Genomic DNA, 17639 nt, shown 5'->3' with positions numbered 1-17639 from the left:
GGGGTGGGGGTCAGGCGCCGTTGGGGAGGGGGGCGGCGGGGCTGACGAGGTTGGCGGCGCGCAGGTCGTGCCAGAACGCGGCCGGGATGTTCTTGTCGAGGGCGGCGATGTCCTCGGCGATGCGGCTGGGCCGGGTGGCGCCGGGGATGACGGCGTCGGCGACGGGATGGGCGAGGGAGAACTGGAGGGCGGCGGCCTTGATGCTGATGGCGTGCTTCTCAGCGAGGGCTTTGAGCTTCCCGACGCGCTCGATGATCTGCGGCGGGGCCTGCTGGTATTCGAAGTGGGCGCCGCCGGCGAGGATGCCGGAGCTGTAGGGGCCGCCGACGACCATGCCGACGTTCTGCTCCTGCGCCATGGGCAGGAGCCGCTGCAGGGCGTGCTCGTGGTCGAGGAGTGTGTAGCGGCCGGCGAGGAGGAATCCGTCCGGCTGCGGCTCGTCGAGCGCGAGGGTCAACTCGATGGGCTCGGTCTTGTTGACGCCCAGACCCCACGCCTTGATGACACCCTCGTCCCGCAGCCGGGACAGCACGCGGAAGGCGCCGGTGCGGGCCTCCTCGAACTTCTGCAGCCACACATCGCCGTGGAAGTCCTGCGCGATGTCGTGGACCCAGACGATGTCGAGCCGGTCGACGCCGAGGCGCTTCAGGCTGTCCTCGATGGAGCGTTCGGTGGCCTCGGCGGTCCACTCGTGAACGATCTTGTTCGGGTTGCCGTGCTCGAAGATCCCGCCCTTCTCGCCGAGATCGCGGGCGCCCTCCTCGACTTCGTCGAGGATGACCCGGCCGACCTTGGTCGACAGGACGTAGGCGTCGCGGGGCTTGGTGGAGATGACCTTGCCGAGGCGCTGCTCGGAGAGGCCGGCGCCGTAGAACGGGGCGGTGTCGTAGTAGCGGACGCCTTGGTCCCAGGCGGCCTCGACGGTGGCGGCGGCCTCCTCGTCGGGGATCGCGCGGAACATGTTGCCGAGCGGAGCGGTGCCGAAGCCGAGCTTGCCGGGAAGGATGTTCTTGAGGGACATGACGGTGCCTTTTCGATCGATGTCTCCGTGTCGGAGGCGTTCTTGACGTGGGGGAGAGGCACAGGGGGATCGGGTGCCTCTGTGGGGCTGCCCTGCCGGCGGGGCTTTGGCGCTGAATGCACCGCGGTCCCCTGTTCAGGGCCGGGGCGCGGCAACATTTAATGCGCGAGCGCCTTACCTACATAGAGAATAATTGCAGACGCTGGGTAATGCAGAAGGTTCCGCCCGGGCGATCTGGTCGATTTGAGTACAGCGGGCACGTGGGGCCGGCGAAGGAGGGCCACTTCCGCCCTCACTGCGGTACGGACGGGCCTGCAAGTCAAAAGCGTCCGCACGATGAGCGCCTCGGCCCCACGTCGGGCGCCCCCCTCAGGGGAGGATCGTGGGGACGAGGCCGCCGTCGACGCCGAGCGCCCTGCCCGTGGTCGCCGAGGCCTGCTCCGACGCCACGTAAGTGATCATGGCGGCCACCTCGTGGGGGCGGATCAGGCGTTTGAGCAGGGACGCGGCCGCCCGGTTCTCGGACAGGTAGCGCCGTTCCTGCTCACCGGGGTCGAGACCGGGATAGAGCTCGTTGAACATGGCCAGCACGCCGTCGCTCATCGTCGGCCCCGGCAGCACGCAGTTCACCGTGACCCCGGTGCCGGCGACCTCCTGGGCCATGCCGCGGGACACGGCCAGCTGCGCCGTCTTGGTCATCCCGTAGTGGGCCATGTCCGTCGGCGTCTGCACGCCCGCCTCGCTGCTGACAAAGATCACACGGCCCCACCCGCGCCCGACCATCCGTGGCGTGTAGTGGCGCGCCAGGCGCACGCCGGAGAGCACATTGACCTCGAAGAGGCGCAGCCAGTCCGCGTCGGGGATCTCGAACACCGGCCTGGTCTCGAAGATGCCGGTGCTGTTGACCAGGATGTCGACATCGGGCAGCTGCCGGACCAGGTCGGCCGTCCCCTCGGCTGTCCCGACATCGGCTGTGACGCCGCGCCCGCCGAGCCGCTCCGCCGTCTCGGCGACACGGTCGGCGTTGCGGCCGTTGACCACGACGTCAGCGCCGGCGGAGGCCAGCGCCTGCGCGGTCGCCTCGCCGATCCCCGCCGTCGACCCGGTGATCAGCGCGGTACGTCCACTGAGATCGATCTGCATCAGGTGGGCACCCTTCCGAATGTGATGGCGGCCTCTCGGCAGCGGGCCGCGCCCGCCTGCGCCGCACCGGCGTCTGTCCGGACCTCGGGACGGTCAGGATCGGCCCATGGCGAGTGGAAGTCGTCCGGAGCGGCGGAAACGGTCATGGCGAAGGACCGGACGTAAACGATTCTTCGGCAGGCCGGTGCAGCCCGCACCTTGCCGGCGCTCCGCCCGGTCCCGGACCCGCCACGGATCCCGCGCTGACCACCCTCCCCAGCTGACCGCCCTCGCCAACGGATAGGCAGCCCTCTACCTCCTGTACGGCAATCGAGGCGCACATCGAGCGCGCTGCAGGCCGTGCCCGGCCTGCAGGGCGCGGGAGTACTGGCTGCTCGACGTGCTCAGCCGCCAGCGCGACGGCGAGGGCGAGCACCTGCAGATGAAGCAGGTCGCCGACGCGGTCGTCCTCAGCCAGAGCACCACCACCCGCCTCGTCGCCCGTCTGGGGACGGCCGAGGCTGAGCAGGCGCTGCGGCGGCGCTTCACCCGCGGCGGCCCCAAGGCGTCGCGCGGCCGTCGGCGCGGCACAGATAACCTGCGCGGATGGAGCGGATTCAGCGGGCCGCCGGCGCGGTCGTCGGCTCAGCGGCGGGTGACGCCTTGGGCGGCCCCTTCGAGTTTGGTCCCCATGGAGCGTTCTCCGCGCGGTTTCCCGCGCCTGGTGATGGTGGCGAGATGTGCGGAGGCGGTGGCTGGGACCCCGGCGAGGCCACTGACGACACGCAGATGGCCGTCCTGGTCGCGGAGTCGCTGCTGGAGCGGGGCGGCCTGGATCTGCCGGACATCTTCGCCCGCTTCCAGCGGTGGGCAGCATCAGAACCGAAGGACATCGGCTTGCAGACCGAAGACGTCCTGACCAACGGCATGCCCTGGGACCTCGCTGCTGCGACCCATTTCCAGGTCAACCAACGAGCAGCGGGAAACGGCTCCTTGATGCGCGCGTCGACCTCGGCGGTCTACTTCGCCGCCGCCGGCCAAGAAGCCACCATGAACGCGGCCCGCCGCATCGCTGCGCTCACCCACGGGGACCGCGCGGCCTGGGAAGGCACGGCGATCTTCCACGAACTCATCCGTGTCACGTTCGAGGAGGTCGACCCCCTCGCCGCGCTCCCGGACATCCTGGCTCTTGTCCATCCCGACCACCGGGGCCGCTATGCCACAGTCCTCGCTCCCGACTGGCACCCCGATCAGGCAACCGAGTTCAACGGTGCCGTCTGGCCCTGCCTGGGCTCCGCCGTCTGGGCCCTGCGCACCACCAACAGCTTCGAAGACGCGATTCGCGCGGCGATCGACCTCGGCGGTGACACGGACACCGTCGCCGCAGTGACCGGAGGCCTTGCGGGGGCGCGCTACGGGCTGGATGCAATTCCCGCCCACTGGACCCAGCCGCTCCATGTGCCCCTTCCAGGATTCGACGGACGGGTGCTGCGCCTGGCAGATCTGCTCCACCTTGCGTACTGCCTCGGAAGTTGAACCGGGTGCTGCCCCTCGCGGACACCTGCACGGTCCAGGACAGCCACCCGGCCAGCAGTACCCAGGCAGCCCTTCTGCGTCCACGCATCTGGACGGTCTGTGTAGCGATCGGTGGAACTCGGTCGGACTGGATGAGCCGCGGCCGGCGGTGAGTCGGCTGTCGAAGGTGATGTCGAAGGCCTGGAGTGCGGCCTTCCAGAAGGGGAGGGGGCGGCCTGGACAGCATGGCTGGCTAGGCTGCCCCTCCTGAATGTTTGCCACAGCGGCGGCGTGCGGCAGTGCCGGGCGCGCCACGACGGGGGACGGAAGACGCATGGCAGATCGCCAGACGGTCCAGTTGTTCGACCACATGCACCGGGGCATGCCGTTCGAGTTCACGACCAAGGTGTTGATGATGAAGCGGCTCGCGACGCTGGTGTCCACCGCCGAGCTGTTCGGCTACCAGTACGCCGGGGTCCGGCAGGGGGCCTTGTCCATCAAGCTGCGCTTCATGCCCGACCCGAGCCCGCAGGCGCAGGCACGCGCCGCGCAGTACTGGCCGTACGCGCCGCAGGTGCCCGTGATCCCGCCGCAGATGCTGGAACTCAACAAGAAGCGGGTTCTGTTCGACCTGACCGGCAAGTCCGCGCTGCTGAAGCGGCTGCCGGTCGTGGGGGTGGTCCTCTTCATGGCGCTCCTGCGCTCGCTCAGCTTCCTGGGCGACTCCATGGGTCTCGCCCTCGGCTACTTGTGCGGCATGGTCGTCCTGGTCGGCATCGGCGTCTGGGTCAACTTCCTGCGCCACAAGAAGGCCGGCGCGTATCTCCAGACAGCCGGCTTCGTGCGCCACGAGCCGTCCCCCGGTCAGGTCTTCTACCTCCCGCCGGGCTCCCAGCAGCAGTACGGGCAGCCGCAGCCTGCGCAGTACGGCCAGCCGCCGCAGCAGTACGGCCAGCAGGCACCCGGGTACGGCGGCCAGCCCCAGCCCCGGCAGCCGCAGCCCCCGTACGGCGCACCGCAGCACCAGCAACAGCCCCTGCAGTACGGGCAGCAGCAACCGCCTCAGTACCGCCAGCCGCCGCAGTAGAAGGAGGAGGATGAGAGGCAGGTGTGGCACCGGTCGCCCCTGCCAGACGATCGACTGGAGGTCGCTGTAGGCATGCAGCGCGTACGAGCCCACGTCCCGGCCCACCCCCCTCTGCTTGAACCCGCCGAACGGAGCCTCCATGTTCCGGCCTACCGTGGGCCTGCGCGTCACGCAGGCTCGGGCAGTAGAGCATGCTTCCAATCCGGGGCCGGCTTCTGCGCGGCCGCCGGCTCGGCGAGCACCGACAGAATCTGCTGGTACTCCGCCGTGAGGACCTGCACCCCCATGCCGTCAACCGCTCGGGCACCACGGAACCGGCCACCGCACCGGGCGCAGGGCCCGCGCCCGCGGAGCCGTCCCGGGACAGCACCTCCGCTCGCCCGGGCATCGGCCATCCGTGACAACTCCGCCTGAGCCGACCCGAGCTCGGCCTGCACCCGCTCGGCCTCCTCCCGCAGCCGGGCCACCACCTCCCGGACGTTCTTCTCCCGCGTCTCCAGCAATCCGAGCACCGACGGCATAGCCACCTCCGCGAACGACGCGAGTAGACGAACCACCCGAACCGACGTGCCAGAGAAGGAAGTTCACGCGCCACCAGCCAGAATCAAAAGATCACGTTCGGAAAGCGGATGGCTTCTCAGCGGGCGGTGCGGGTGGGGTACCGGCGGGCGGCCCAATGCCGCAGCTGGTCGAAGCGGGTGGGGTAGGTGTGCCGCCAGGCGGTGGGGAACACGCCGTGCTCGGTGGGGTAGGACTGGGCCGCGCCGCGGGTGCACGTCCAGTCGTACGGCTCGGGCGGCCAGGGGCGTCACAGGTGGAACGGGGAGGCCTACGCCAACGACCTGGGAATACCCGCTCCTTGATCGCGATGTCGGCGAAGACCAACCGGTCCAAGGCCGACCCAGCTGCCCTGGACCGTCCGATGCCCGTACTCATCGCTCCGTTGGGTGCCGGCATCCCGAGGGGTCGGGGGCGGATTCTGCACTCTTCCCTTTGGTTTCCATGTCCATGACACTGACATTCATCAGCACACATCAACACTGCTGCGACAGGTCCGTGAAAGGACGACGATGGCTTCTGCGTTCCCCTCTTCTTCCGCTCCGCGCCCGTTCGACCGCCGTACGGCACTGCGCGGGACGCTGGCCGCCGGCATCGGCGTCGTACTGGGCCCCGTTCTGGTGACGGGTGCCGCGCAGGCCTACTCCTGGTCGCGAACCCTGAGCCAGGGGGCCACCGGCGCCGACGTGACCGAGCTGCAGATCAGAGTTGCTGGGTGGGCTGCGGACAGCGCGAGCCAGAGCCGTGTGGCCGTGGACGGCGACTTCGGATCCGGCACCGCGGCGGCGGTGCGCCGCTTCCAGGCTGCTTACGGACTCGCCGTCGACGGCAGCGCCGGGCCCGCGACCCAGGCGCAGCTCAACGCGCTTGAGCAGTCGGACAGTTCGACCGCGCATTTCGACTTCAGCGAGTTCGCCGACCGGATCAGCGGCACCTTCTCGGGCGGCAAACTGAGCGCGGCCGACGTCAAGGAGAACGTCCGCCGTGCGATGTACAAGCTGGAGGCGCTGCGCAAGAAGCTCGGCAACGTTCCGATCACGGTCAATTCCGGTTTCCGCAGCATCGCGCACAACGCCGACGTCGGCGGCGCCAGCGACAGCATGCATCTCTACGGCACGGCAGCCGACCTCGCGGTCTCCGGGGTGTCCAACAAGACCGTCTACCAGAGAGCGGAGACCTGCGGTTTCTCGGGCCTGGAGACGTACACCGCGGACCACCAGCACGTCGACAGCCGGGCGGACCTGGGCCGGGCGTGGTGGTGGGAGAACGGCACCGTTTAGCCTTACTGTCGACCCCATCAAGAAATGATCTTGCTGGGGTCGACAGTCAAGCCGAGTCGGCCCTCCCCGCCACCTGGGGTCGCGTCCCGCCAACTGCGCGGCCCCATCTCGTATCGGGCCGGACCCGGCAGTCGGGGCGCGACCGGTTGCGGCGGCAATGTTGTGCCGGCCGGCCATTCGCATCAGGCCGATGGTGAGGTTGCCCGGGGTGGCCATGAGGCGAGACGCTGCGTTGGTGCGGATCCGGGAGCTGTCTTCGCCGTAGGTGACGTCTCGCACGTGTGCAGAGATTCCACAGACCAGTGGCCCGGGACGAGTTCGGCCAGACGCTCAGGGCCTGCCTGCTCTGGGGTGAGGCTGGTCGGGCGAAGCAGGTCTGCGGATCTTCCCGTGGAAGGTCCGGCTTCACGTCTCGCCAGGCGCTGGGAGGTGAACTCGTCGGCGCTTGAGACGGACAGGCCGGTCGTCAATCTTCGGTGCGACCGGTGCATCTGTTCAACGGCGCCTACGACCGACTGCAGGCGCCGGCCAACGGCTGAGCGGCTCAGCGGCTCAGCGGCTCAGCGGCTGAGCGACTGAGCGGCACCTGCGAGAGGCGGCCGGGCTCTTTCCTGCGAGAGCCCGGCCGTCTTCGTGTTCAGCGCGTCAGATCAGCACGTGCCGGCCGGCCTGTCGCGCTTGACGAGGTTCGTGTAGCCGGTGGTGCCGTCCAGCCACAGGACCCGCTGGCCGGTGTCGGCGGACGGGTAGACCTGGTCACCGCGGTTGCAGGAGACGCGCTGCGGGCCGCCCTTGCCGTCCGGCGCGACCTGGTACAGCTTCGGCAGCGTCTCGTTGGCCCACGAGGTGGCCGGCGGCAGCGTCAGGACGGTGACCGCGTCGTCGGAGGCCGTGAGCTGGTAGGCGTACAGCGAACCCGCACCGGATTCCGGAGTGAGGGTGGTGCGGTTCGTGCCGTCGGCGTCGGCGCGCATCACGGCGGCCTGACCGGTGTCGGTGACGTCGTTGTCCTCGACCCAGAAGACACCGTCGTCGGTGAAGGCGGTCTGGCCGATGCCGTAGACGGCGCTCTTGTCGATCGGCATCAGCTGACGCTTGCCGGTGGCGGTGTCGTAGACCTCGACGCCGAGCTTGTAGCCGTCGGACTCGGCCCACAGCTTCGCGTAGGCGATCTTGTCGTCGTGGACGGAGGGCAGCGTCGTCGCCATGACGGGGTTGGTGCTCATCTCCGTGGTCGCGCCCGTCTTGATGTTGACGTAGCGGACCTGGGGGAGGCCGGTCTTCGGGTTGACGTAGCCGTAGGCGAGGACGTCACCGTTGATGGTGACGGATGTGACGTCGGTGCCGATCCCGTCGACGACCTTGTCGACGCCGCCGCCGACCGGGCGCACGTGGATCTTCACCGCGTCGTAGGCATACTCAGCCCACGCGACGTTCTTGCCGTCGGTGCTCGCGTAGACGTTGTAGTTGCCGTTGTTGGGGCTCACCAGCTGCGGCTGGCCCTTGCCGGAGGTGTTGCCGACCCACACCGCGTACGGCTCGCTGCCGTCCTCGTTGGAGCGCGAGACCGCGTACTTGCCGCCGCCCGCATCGACGCCGGTGCCCGCGACGTTGTCCTTGGCGATGAGCGTGTCGGTGTCGACGCCGAGCGCCGTCTCCCAGCCGGGGACGATGCCGTGCGCGTCGAAGGAGCTCTTGACCTTCTTCAGCTGGGCCTTGGTGACGCCCAGCTCCTGGGCTGCGGCGATGACCGCGGCGCGGCCCTCGGTGAAGCCGTCCAGCGGCGTCATGTACGCGGTCAGCGCACGGTAGACGATCTTGTCGGCGAGATCTCCGCCGAGGTCCTGGCGGATGTCCCACAGGGCGCCGGAGAAGATCGTGGAGTTGAGGTGCACACCGCCGTTGTCACCGCGGTAGGTGGTACCGATGAAGTCCTTGGAAGTGGTGTGGCCGTCGTTGAGGTCGCGCAGGGCGCACTCGCGCGGGCTCTTGGTGGTGCACAGGTCCTCGCCGAGCAGACCCGCGTCCGGGTCGTCCATCGACTGGCCGTTGGCCTCCAGGTCGATGGCGTTGCCGAAGTAGTCGGAGATCGCCTCGTTCATCGCGCCGGACTGGCCCGCGTAGACCAGGCCCGCGGTGTGCTCGGTGACACCGTGCGTCATCTCGTGGCCGACGACGTCGGTGTCGGCCGAGAAGGTGCGGAAGTCGCCGCCGCCCTGGCCGTACACCATCTTTGAGCCGTCCCAGAAGGCGTTGTCGTACGGCTGGCCGTTGGCGGTGACGCCGACGAGCGAGTACATGTACCCGTCCTTGTCGTCGAGCCCCTTACGGCCGAAGTGGTTCTTGTAGTACGCGTACACCTTGTTGGCGGCCCAGTGGGCGTCCACCGCGCCGGAGTCGGTGAAGTCCGCGCTGAGGTCCGGGGTGTCCGACTTGAAGATCGCGGCGCCGCTGGGCCAGGCGCCCGACGCGGCCGAGACGTCGACGCCGCGGGCGTCCCAGGTCTGCAGCAGGGGGCCGGAGAACGGGGTGGCGGCGTCCCGGAACCCGTAGTCGTACATCTGGTAGGTGCCGTCGGCGCCCTTGTACAGGTTCAGGTCGGCTTTCTGGCCGTTGTAGCGGGTGCCGGAGCCCTTGACGACGAATGACGGAGCCGCCGTCGGGGTGGCGTCGTCCGGGAGCGTCGCGACGCCGTCCGCGGCGCCGGAGGCGCCGGCGGTCGAGCCGAACGTCTGGATGCCGCTGTACTGCATGACCGGGAAGCCGGAGTGGGCGTCTACGTACACCTCCTGCTTGACGGCCGTGCCGTCCGCCGGATTGGTGCCCGTGACGGTGATGTGCCGGGTGAGCACCCCGGTGCCCTGCGGCAGGACGGTGACGCCGACGGCCTTGCCGGTGAGTTCGGCCTTCGCGCTCTTGTCACCCTTGGCCGGCGCGTGCAGCGGGGCGCCGCCGAGCTGCGAGGTGACGGCGCCGATCGCGCGCTCGACCGCGACGTCCTCGGAGACCTTCGGGGTGACCGTGTCAAGCTTCAGCTGGGTGAAGTACTTGCCGGAGGTGCCGGTGACGGTGCGCTTGCCGTCCTTCTTCGTCATGCGGACGACGTACTCGCCGCCGAGGACGGACACGCCCTTGTACTTCTGCTGCAGCCGCACCGTCTCCAGGCCGCCCTTGGCGTCCTCGGTGGAGACCGTCTTGAGGTCGCCCTTGGCGTCGGCGATGTGGTAGCGGCCCTTCTTGCCGGCGAGGTGCTCACGGGCGGCGTCGGCGGCGCTCGCGCTCGCGTCGGCCGACTCGTTCAGACCGGTGACGAGCGAGGGGGTGTCGGTGTCGTCGCCCGGGCTCACGGACGACGCGGCGGCCGGGGTGTCGGTGTCCGCGTGGGCGGCCGGCATCGCGGTCACCAAGAGGCCCGCGGCCGCCAGCAATGCGGCTGCACCCTGGCCGACGGCTATGCCTCTGACCCTGTCTGTCGTTCTGCGTGCTGAAGTCCGCACGGTGCTCCTTTGGTGTCACTGGTACGTGAATGGATGTCGGATGCGGACATGCAAATACCGGTGACGGTGTCTGAACAATGCGTTCCGGCCGTCTACTTGTGTACGTGCACACTTGTGTGGACCGCTCTGACCGGCCAAGATCTCCGGCATGGGGTGGGACGGTCCGGACAACGACGCACAGTGGCAGGCCCTCGGGCTCGGAGCCGACGAACTCCGTGTCTACGAGGCCCTGCTGAACGTTCCCGCGCCTGCCTCACGGTCGGCCCTGGCCCGGGCCGTCGGCCTGTCGGTGCGACGGGCCACCGCCGCTCTGAACCGGCTCGACGAGCGCGGCTTCACCCAGCCCGTCCGGGACGGCGGGCTGCCGAGCGCCGTTCCGCCCGCCACCGCACTGCGCAGCCTGATCCACCTCCACCAGGCGCAACTGCTGCACAGGTCGGCCGAGCTGGAGGAGCTGACGGGTTCCGTGGACCGGCTGGCGGCCGGACTCCTGAACACCGCGCACGCGACCCGTGCGATCGGCATCGAGACCATCCGCGGCCGGGCGGCCATCGCCGAGCGCGTAGCCGCGCTGCTGGTGTCCGCGACCGAGGACGTGGCGCTCCTGGACCGGCCGCCCTACGCGGCGAGCGAGCCGGACGGCATGCCCGCCCCGCTGGACGTGACCGATCCGGTGCGGCGCGGGGCGCGGGTGCGGGTGGTGGTGGACCGGGAAGGGCTGAGCTTCCACGGCCGCGCCCGTGGCCTGGTCGACCTGTCCGCGCAGGGTGTGCAGATCCGGGTGGGCACACAGCTGCCCACGAAGCTGATCACCGTCGACCGGCGGGTGACACTGCTCCCGCCGACCGACGCGGCGGATCCGACGGCGACCGCCCTGGTGGTGAGCGACTCCCTGCTCAGCCACGCCCTGGTGCCGCTCTTCGACGCGGTGTGGGAGCACGCCGTGCCCATCGGGTCGGTCACGGACGAGGAGATCACCAAAGAGGACCGGGAGTTGCTGACGCTGCTCACGTCCGGCCTCAAGGACGAGGCGATCGCCCGCCGCCTGGACGTCCATGTGCACACGGTGCGCCGGCGCATCACCCGGCTGATGGCGGTGCTGAACGCGGAGACCAGGTTCCAGGCGGGGGTGCAGGCGACACTGCGCGGCTGGCTGACGATCAACTAGCGACCTGAGTCAGAGGTTTGTCGCTGGTCGGGTATGAGCCGTCCGGGACCGAGGATTCCGCCGTTGTCGTTGACCGATGCCCAACGGGCCTTTCTGGAAAGGTGGTTAAGACGCCGGTCGTCGACGCAGGGACCTCGGTCGTACTGATCAAACTGTCTACCTGCGGACCGGGGATGCGGAGGGGGCGAAACTGGATCGGGAAGGGCTCCTCGATCAGGGCGACGGCGCCTGCCAGGAGTGGCGGTTGGTCGGCACAGGCGCCGTTCTTCAGGCGGCCGATGAGACCCTGGGCGCGGGCTTCAGTTCGATGCGCCGGTAGTGCTCGATGCCGGCCGCTGCGTACAGCGACGGCTTGAGTGTGCGGTCGGTGACCCGGGTCGACGGCGAGGCGATCTCTACGACGGCAAGCACGCCGTGTGCGGAAACGGCCTCACGGTCCTCCGTCGCCTACGCACCGCTGGGTGAGTGAGCGGTCAGGTCAGGATGATCGGATTGGTGAGTGCGGCGACGTGCCCGCTGGGATGGCGGACCTCGATGCGGACGAACGCTGAGTCCCCAGCTGTCGTGTCCCACTTTCCTTCCCCCGTCCCGCCACCGGGCAGAGGCACACGGTGAACCTTCCCTCGGCCGGTGTGGAAGCTGACGGTCCCCATCGGCACACCTTGAACTGCTGCCCGTGCTTCGACCTTCCCACCATGCGTCGCGAGCCGCTCTCCTACTCCGGCAACCCAGCCATGGGAATTGGCGGTGAACGATACGTCCACGTCCGCCGACTCCGCGATCCAGCTGCGGCCGGCACGGATTCCGGCCAGGACCGCCTCCGTACTCAGCTCCTCGGCGAAGACCACCGTGTGAGGGATGCCGATCTGCCCCTTCAAGTGGGTGTCGCTGTTGCCCATCGCCGGCCGCCACGACCCCGTGTGAATGTCTGCTGCGAGGCTGCGCCCCCACTCCGCCAGAGCCGCCTCGTTGTCAGCATTCCAGGGTCGGTCCGAAGCCCACAGCCCGTTCCAGACCTCCACCACGTCGAAGCCCCGGAAGGGGAACTTGAAATCGCCCGACGGATAGGGCGCACGCGGGTGCGCGGCCACGCACAGACCCCCTACTCGATGGACCTGGTCCAGGCACTGATCGATCAGTCCGTCCCTGAGCTGGTGGTTCCATTCGACGACCTGGCCGGGATTGGTGCCGAGCGCGAGCCAGTGTCCGGTCTTCGTGGTCACCTCCTCACCGAGAATGATCAAAAAGTCATCGGTGGCCAGATGCCCCCATGCGCCGGGGGCCGCAGCTGAGTTGTGTTCCGTCGTCGCGATGAAGTCGAGCCCGGCGGCCCGCGCCCGGACGGCCAACTCTTCGGGAGCGAGTTCCCCGTCCGAGTGGGCGGAGTGGACATGGCAGTCCCCGCGGTACCAGGCCGCCCCGCGTCCGACCGCCCGCGTCGGCGGGAAGCTCAGACTCGACAAGATTCTCCCCTCCCCAAATCCTGTCAAGCCAACGCGTAAGCAGGGTAACCGGGTTCCGTCGCGCTCCTGAGCGCCGTCGCAGTCGAGAGGTCAGATCAAGATCTCATTCTGAAATGATCAGCTAATGCCCGGAGATCACGAGGTGGGCTCGCTGCTCGGGTTGGGTGGCTGCTAGGTAGTGCTCCTCTGCCAGACGCCAGCGAGCCTCCCAGTCGATGGGGCCGTGGTCGTCGCCGCGTTCTCGGAGACGACGCAAGGATTCCTCACGCGGTGTGTCGACGTAGACGAGCAGGTCGTAGGAGTCGGCAAGCTCCGGGCGGGCTGTGTACACGCCCTCGACGACAACGGTGCCCAAGGCGGCGACGGTGTGAAGTTCATCGGGGGCCAGATCTCCTGTGGTCCAGTCGTAGCGCCGGTAGGTGGCGTCACGGCCGGCTGCGAGTGGGAGAAGTACTTCCTCGCGCAGTCGCTGCCAGTCGAAGTAGCGGGCGTAGCCTTCTTCGGGGTCCAGGCCAGCACGCTCTTTGGGATCCATGGGGCGGTAGAAGTCGTCGCCGTGCACCACCGTGGCGCCGCGCAACTCCACGAGGGCCGCCGCCAAGGTTGTTTTGCCGGAGCCGCCCATCCCGTCGATCGCGACCAAGCAAACGCCGTCGCGGCTTCGTGTGTCGATGGCAGCTGCCACGTGTTCCGCTCTGATCGGGAGCATCGTCATGGCCGCAGTCTGGTCACAGAAGGCACCCGATGGAAGAGCGACCTTCCGCTTTTCTGATCTGTTGGGGCCCCTTCCGACTCGGTGTTTCGCTCCACTGCTGTTCGAGTGCTGCGCTGTCCAAAGCCGTGAACAAGTGCTGACCGTTGTTGGGCTAGTGTCAGCGATCATCCGCAGCCGACGCGCAGCGTCGGAGTCGGTAGCGCGCGCCTGGGACCGGCACTCCGAGCGGGGCGGGCCACGGTCGGGGCCGGGCCGGCGTGCACCTGATTCCCTTGCGCGGCACCGGGATGCTCCCGATCCCGCTCGGGCACCGCGACGAAGGGCGGGACGTTCTCATGGACCGAGGCGGAGTCAGGCCTCCAACCCGCGAGCCCGCGTCTGCAACCATGCCGCGGACACGACCTCGGCGTTTCCGTCAAGAGCGGTGGCCGCGCGCCGCAGGGCGCCGGCCGCGGCCGGGGGAGAGGCGCTCACGGTGCGGGCTGCTTCGGCCAGGGACTGGGCCGCTGCCGCCTGTGTGGCACCGGCGATCTCCAGCGCGGTCAGAGCGCGTTGGGCGGTGGCTGCGCAATCGTCCATCCGCTCGTCGCACCAGTACGCCCAGGCGAGATTGAGCAGGCATACGCCCTCGGCCCTGGGGTTCTGCATCTGTGACGCCTCCCTGCGCGCCTCCTCCAGTGCGCTGATCGCGCGTGCCGGTTCGTCGAGGGCGAGGTGGGCGATGCCCTGGGCGTTGAGGGCGTACGCGATCGCCTCCTGGCTGCCCGCGGCGCGATAGGCGCGGACTGTATCGGCGCCCGTGGAGATGGTCTCGGTCCAGCGCCCCAGGGTGAGAAGGGCGATGGTGCGCGCGTTGCCGGCGCGGGCGAAGGTGAGCGGGTCACGCGTCGTACCGGCGAGAGCGGCGAGCCGGTCGGCGATGTCCAGGGCCTGCTCGCCGTCGCGCAGGTAGCTGTGGGTGAGGCTGACCGAGAGCCAGGCGTGGACCTCGTTCTCGGTGTCGCCGAGGTCGTGAGCCAGCTCGGCGGCGCGGGTGAGGGTTTCCACGGTGGCCGGAAGGTCGCCGCGCTGCCGGTGGGCATCGCCCAGACCGAAGAGCGCGTTCTGCAGCGCTGCCCGTTCGCCGAGGCGTTCGGCGAGCGCGGCCGCTGTGGTGAACAGCGTGACCGCCTGTTCCATGGGGCCCGCGCTCAACCGTGCGTGGCCGAACGCGACGGTGTGGGCGAGGCGTACCCGCTCGTCGGTGATGTGCGGCTCCACGGTCAGGTGCATGGACAGGGCCGTCAGTACCGACCCGTGCCAGACCAGCCAGTTGCTGATCCCGGTCAGGACCCGCGCCGCGGCGTCGTGGTCCCCGGCACGTACGAGATGGTCGAACTGCCGCCGGTGCGGCTCGAGGTCATCCGGGGTACGCCAGGTGCCGTCGGGCGTCGTCTGGTCCCCGTACCAATCGGCGATGCGTCGTTCCATGGTCTGCCTCCCGAGTGGGCCGTCCCAGGGCATCTGGTCGCGGGCGATGTCCGCGTCCAGCGGATGGAGAGCGAGGGTGCGGGTGGCCCGGTCCGCGGCGACCAGCCGGGCGCGCACGAGAAGCCCGAGCACGGCGGGCACAGGCAGGCGGGGGTCGAGGACGTGCACGATCTCTTCGACCGCGTGCTGCCCCACGGGCCTGCGGAGCACCGCGAGGACGTCGAGGACGGTGCGCGCCTGCTCGTCCAACTGGTCGTAGCGGTCCTGGGCGAGGGCGGCCACCACGTCCTGACGGCGGGTGAAGTCCTGCAGGACGTCGTGCAAGGAGGGCAGCAGCACCGCGTCGTCGGCGAGCGCGCCGACGAGGAGTTCGAGGGCGCGCGGAACACCGTGGACGTGGACGGCGGCGTCGAGCAGTTCGCGGTCGGACAGGTCGGATATGCCGAGACTGCCGTCCCGGTCCAGCTCACGCAGCAGCGTCGCGGCCTCCGGCGGACTGAGGCCCTTGGAGAGGGTCACCTGAGCGGCGAAGCGCCGTAGTTCGGGTGCGAGGCGAACCGGGATCTGGCTGGTGACGAGCAGCCGTGGACCGCTGCCCGCGCGAAACAGCCAGTCGAGCAGGACCGCCAGGTCCGGGTCGGCGATGCCACCGTCCTCGAGGAGCAGATCCTCCACGTTGTCCATCAAGATGACGACGGGCCGCTCGCCGAGGGCCTGCAACAGCTCCGCCAGCCGGTGCTGGGTGGATCCGCCCGCGGACCACACCCTGCGCAGGTGCTCCTCCCCGTCGGTGTCGAGCAGCCGTGCGCAGTCGAAGTAGAGCCGCTCCAGGGAGATCCCGGAGGTCCGGGTGGAGAGATTGACCAGCCCGACCGGGGCCCGCCCCTCGGCGCCCATGGGCCACTCCCCGCGGTGCAGGAGGTCCATGACCTTCGCCGCGAGGGCACTCTTGCCGATGCCGCGACGCCCGAGGATCGTCACCATGCGGATGGTGGGATCGCTCAAGTGGCCGATGACGGTGTCGCGTTCGGCGGTTCGGTTCTTGAACAGCTCGATGCCGTACGAGACGGGGACGCCCACGACCCGTGTGCCCGGGGCCTGTGCGGGGTCGGGGGCACCGGGGACGGCCAGAGGCAGGGGCCCGGTGCCGGGCGTGCCCAGCAGCCGGGTGAGGCGGGTCCGTTCGTCGGTGTCGACCTCGCGCAGTGCATGGTCGAGGCGGACCGCGGTGAGCCGGCCCGCGCCTTCCCACCGGTGGTGCTCGGCAACCACGCCGATGATGCGGTGTCCAGCCCAGACCGCCGCACCGGACATCCCCGACCACGGCGACGCGGCCGGGTCGGGATCGGACCCGGCCGGGGCCACGGTCAGTTCCAGCGTCCCCGTACGAAGGTTGGAGAGCGCCGCGACGGTCCCCACCGCATGGTGCAGTTCGCGGAAGGGGACACCGTTGCGACTGCGCCGCTTGAACAACGGGAAGCCGGCCGTGTGCACATCGACGACGACGGCCTCGTCGTCGGTGATCCGCCCGAACGCCACCGGTGCCCACTGCTGTGCGGCGGGTGCCGCGACGGTCAGCACGGCGAGGTCGACGCCCGCGTTCGACCATGCCACGGTCGCCTGCGCCGACCACTGGGTGGGCCGGTCGGCATCGCAGCGTACGGCCAAGTCGATCGCATCCGCCACGACGTGAGCCGCCGTCAGCACGGTGCCGTCGCCGATCAGGTACCCGGAACCCCGCCGCCGCCCGCCGCGGCCCTCCACGATGATCTCGGCTATGCGGTGTGGATCGAGTCCGGCCCCGGCGGGCCCGGGCTCAGAGCTCATCGGCCAGCTCATCGCCCGAGATCAGCGCGGAGCGCTCGGGGTCGGCGCCGTCCACCGGCTGGAGGGTCAGCGTGAGCCGTTGCAAGGACGTGTGCGCCGAACGTGCGGCGTGCTGGGCGTCGAGCACCCAGAACCGCACTTTCGCCCCGGTCTCACGGCTGCGCTCCACCCCCACGGTGAGCTCGAGTTCGACACGCTCCGCCCGGAACCGTAGATCGTCGCCGTCGCCGTCCGACATGGCCCGGCTCAGCTCGCCCCGCAACTGGGCGATCATGTCCGCCAGTTCCACCGCGTCGTCCACCACCGGCACCCCGTTTCGTGCGTCAACCTGCCCACCACATGCGCATCGAGCATATCGGTGAAGACAACTCACCACGGCACGGCCTGACTTGTCTCAGGCCTCAGGATGGCTCAAAGGGCCCGTCGGTGGTCGGCCCAGGCGATGTGGGACTCCTTGAGGCGTACGGTGATGCCGGTCAGGCCATCGGCTCCCCGGCCCGGTGCGCCGACCCGTGTCCGCTCGGCCACGTGATCAGGTGCGAGAAGGTGTGCCGATGGCATCCCCGTTGGGGGTGGGCCAGGGCGGTGTTGTCCTGCTGAAACCGGTGACCGCCGATCCATGGGAGTTTCAGGCCGACTGTGTTGAGGCGTTCGTTGCCTCATGGCGGGCTCGTAGGTTCAGTGCGGTGACGGTCGAGAATGACATCGGCCTACTGGCACGGACGCTCACCGCGCCGGGCCGGTCCGCCTGGGACTTCACACCAGAGGATGTCGATGGTGTCGTTGGCGTCTGGCTCTGGCCGGGCGGGCCGCCTCGATCCGGCGCGAATATGTGCAGATCTTGAAGGGCTTCGGCCGGTTCCTTTAGGTCCGCAGGCGGTTGAGATCGAGGCGGGGTTCAGCGTCCGCCTCGTCT

General features: G+C 69.4%; 13 protein-coding genes and 2 pseudogenes. 5 read left to right on the top strand and 10 right to left on the bottom strand.

The annotated features are described in order from the left end of the window. Positions 1 to 10: 10 nt before the first annotated feature. Both ACFC96_RS35320 and ACFC96_RS35315 read right to left on the bottom strand, forming a co-directional pair. Positions 11 to 1021, bottom strand: a complete 1011-nt coding sequence (locus tag ACFC96_RS35320; protein WP_376616084.1) for an aldo/keto reductase — start codon at positions 1019 to 1021, stop codon at positions 11 to 13. Between the two features lie 369 nt (positions 1022 to 1390). Next, positions 1391 to 2164, bottom strand: coding sequence for an SDR family NAD(P)-dependent oxidoreductase (locus ACFC96_RS35315; RefSeq protein WP_376616082.1), 774 nt, complete (start codon positions 2162 to 2164; stop codon positions 1391 to 1393). A 298-nt stretch (positions 2165 to 2462) separates the two neighbouring features. Here ACFC96_RS35315 and ACFC96_RS35310 point away from each other — a divergent pair. The 3 genes and pseudogenes from ACFC96_RS35310 to ACFC96_RS35300 form a co-directional block, all read left to right on the top strand. Further along, positions 2463 to 2651: pseudogene (locus ACFC96_RS35310) on the top strand (hypothetical protein); the annotation flags it as partial. 98 nt (positions 2652 to 2749) lie between these two features. After that, positions 2750 to 3679, top strand: a complete 930-nt coding sequence (locus tag ACFC96_RS35305) for an ADP-ribosylglycohydrolase family protein (RefSeq protein WP_376616080.1) — start codon at positions 2750 to 2752, stop codon at positions 3677 to 3679. Positions 3680 to 3992: 313 nt separating this feature from the next. After that, positions 3993 to 4745 (top strand): hypothetical protein, encoded by a 753-nt coding sequence (locus tag ACFC96_RS35300; protein WP_376616286.1) that lies wholly within the window; start codon positions 3993 to 3995, stop codon positions 4743 to 4745. A 36-nt stretch (positions 4746 to 4781) separates the two neighbouring features. On the opposite strand, the pseudogene ACFC96_RS35295 reads toward ACFC96_RS35300, so the two are convergent. Further along, positions 4782 to 4901, bottom strand: a pseudogene (locus ACFC96_RS35295) (aldehyde dehydrogenase family protein); the annotation flags it as partial. 11 nt (positions 4902 to 4912) lie between these two features. Beyond that, entirely contained in the window at positions 4913 to 5266 is a 354-nt protein-coding gene (locus ACFC96_RS35290) for a hypothetical protein (protein ID WP_376616078.1), read from the bottom strand. A gap of 549 nt (positions 5267 to 5815) precedes the next feature. On the opposite strand from ACFC96_RS35290, the gene ACFC96_RS35285 reads away from it, so the two are divergent. Further along, the gene (locus ACFC96_RS35285; RefSeq protein WP_340459196.1) at positions 5816 to 6583 is read left to right on the top strand and encodes a D-Ala-D-Ala carboxypeptidase family metallohydrolase; all 768 of its coding nucleotides are present in this window, start codon (positions 5816 to 5818) and stop codon (positions 6581 to 6583) included. A 650-nt stretch (positions 6584 to 7233) separates the two neighbouring features. On the opposite strand, the gene ACFC96_RS35280 is transcribed toward ACFC96_RS35285, so the two are convergent. Then, a complete protein-coding gene (locus ACFC96_RS35280; RefSeq protein WP_376616076.1) occupies positions 7234 to 9978 on the bottom strand; it encodes a M4 family metallopeptidase in 2745 nt (914 codons plus the stop codon). Positions 9979 to 10228: 250 nt separating this feature from the next. On the opposite strand from ACFC96_RS35280, the gene ACFC96_RS35275 reads away from it, so the two are divergent. Next, entirely contained in the window at positions 10229 to 11248 is a 1020-nt protein-coding gene (locus tag ACFC96_RS35275; protein ID WP_376616074.1) for a LuxR family transcriptional regulator, read from the top strand. Positions 11249 to 11515: 267 nt separating this feature from the next. Here the strand turns inward: ACFC96_RS35275 and ACFC96_RS35270 are convergent, their stop codons facing one another. The 5 genes from ACFC96_RS35270 to ACFC96_RS35250 all read right to left on the bottom strand — a co-directional run bounded on the left by ACFC96_RS35270 (position 11516) and on the right by ACFC96_RS35250 (position 17024). Then, entirely contained in the window at positions 11516 to 11659 is a 144-nt protein-coding gene (locus tag ACFC96_RS35270; RefSeq protein ID WP_376616072.1) for a Uma2 family endonuclease, read from the bottom strand. A gap of 62 nt (positions 11660 to 11721) precedes the next feature. Continuing rightward, positions 11722 to 12711 (bottom strand): CehA/McbA family metallohydrolase, encoded by a 990-nt coding sequence (locus ACFC96_RS35265; RefSeq protein ID WP_376616070.1) that lies wholly within the window; start codon positions 12709 to 12711, stop codon positions 11722 to 11724. Between the two features lie 121 nt (positions 12712 to 12832). Beyond that, positions 12833 to 13426: a uridine kinase gene (locus tag ACFC96_RS35260; protein ID WP_376616068.1), complete on the bottom strand. Its 594-nt coding sequence runs from the start codon at positions 13424 to 13426 to the stop codon at positions 12833 to 12835. A 351-nt stretch (positions 13427 to 13777) separates the two neighbouring features. Next, the gene (locus ACFC96_RS35255) at positions 13778 to 16723 is read right to left on the bottom strand and encodes a trypsin-like peptidase domain-containing protein (protein WP_376616066.1); all 2946 of its coding nucleotides are present in this window, start codon (positions 16721 to 16723) and stop codon (positions 13778 to 13780) included. Next, positions 16713 to 17024 (bottom strand): trypco2 family protein, encoded by a 312-nt coding sequence (locus tag ACFC96_RS35250; RefSeq protein WP_376616064.1) that lies wholly within the window; start codon positions 17022 to 17024, stop codon positions 16713 to 16715. The genes ACFC96_RS35255 and ACFC96_RS35250 overlap by 11 nt, the downstream gene beginning before the upstream one ends. Between the last annotated feature and the right edge of the window lie 615 nt (positions 17025 to 17639).

Source organism: Streptomyces sp. NPDC055955, from assembly GCF_042270245.1.
GTDB lineage: Bacteria > Actinomycetota > Actinomycetes > Streptomycetales > Streptomycetaceae > Streptomyces.
This window is presented reverse-complemented; position numbering and strand designations above follow the sequence as displayed.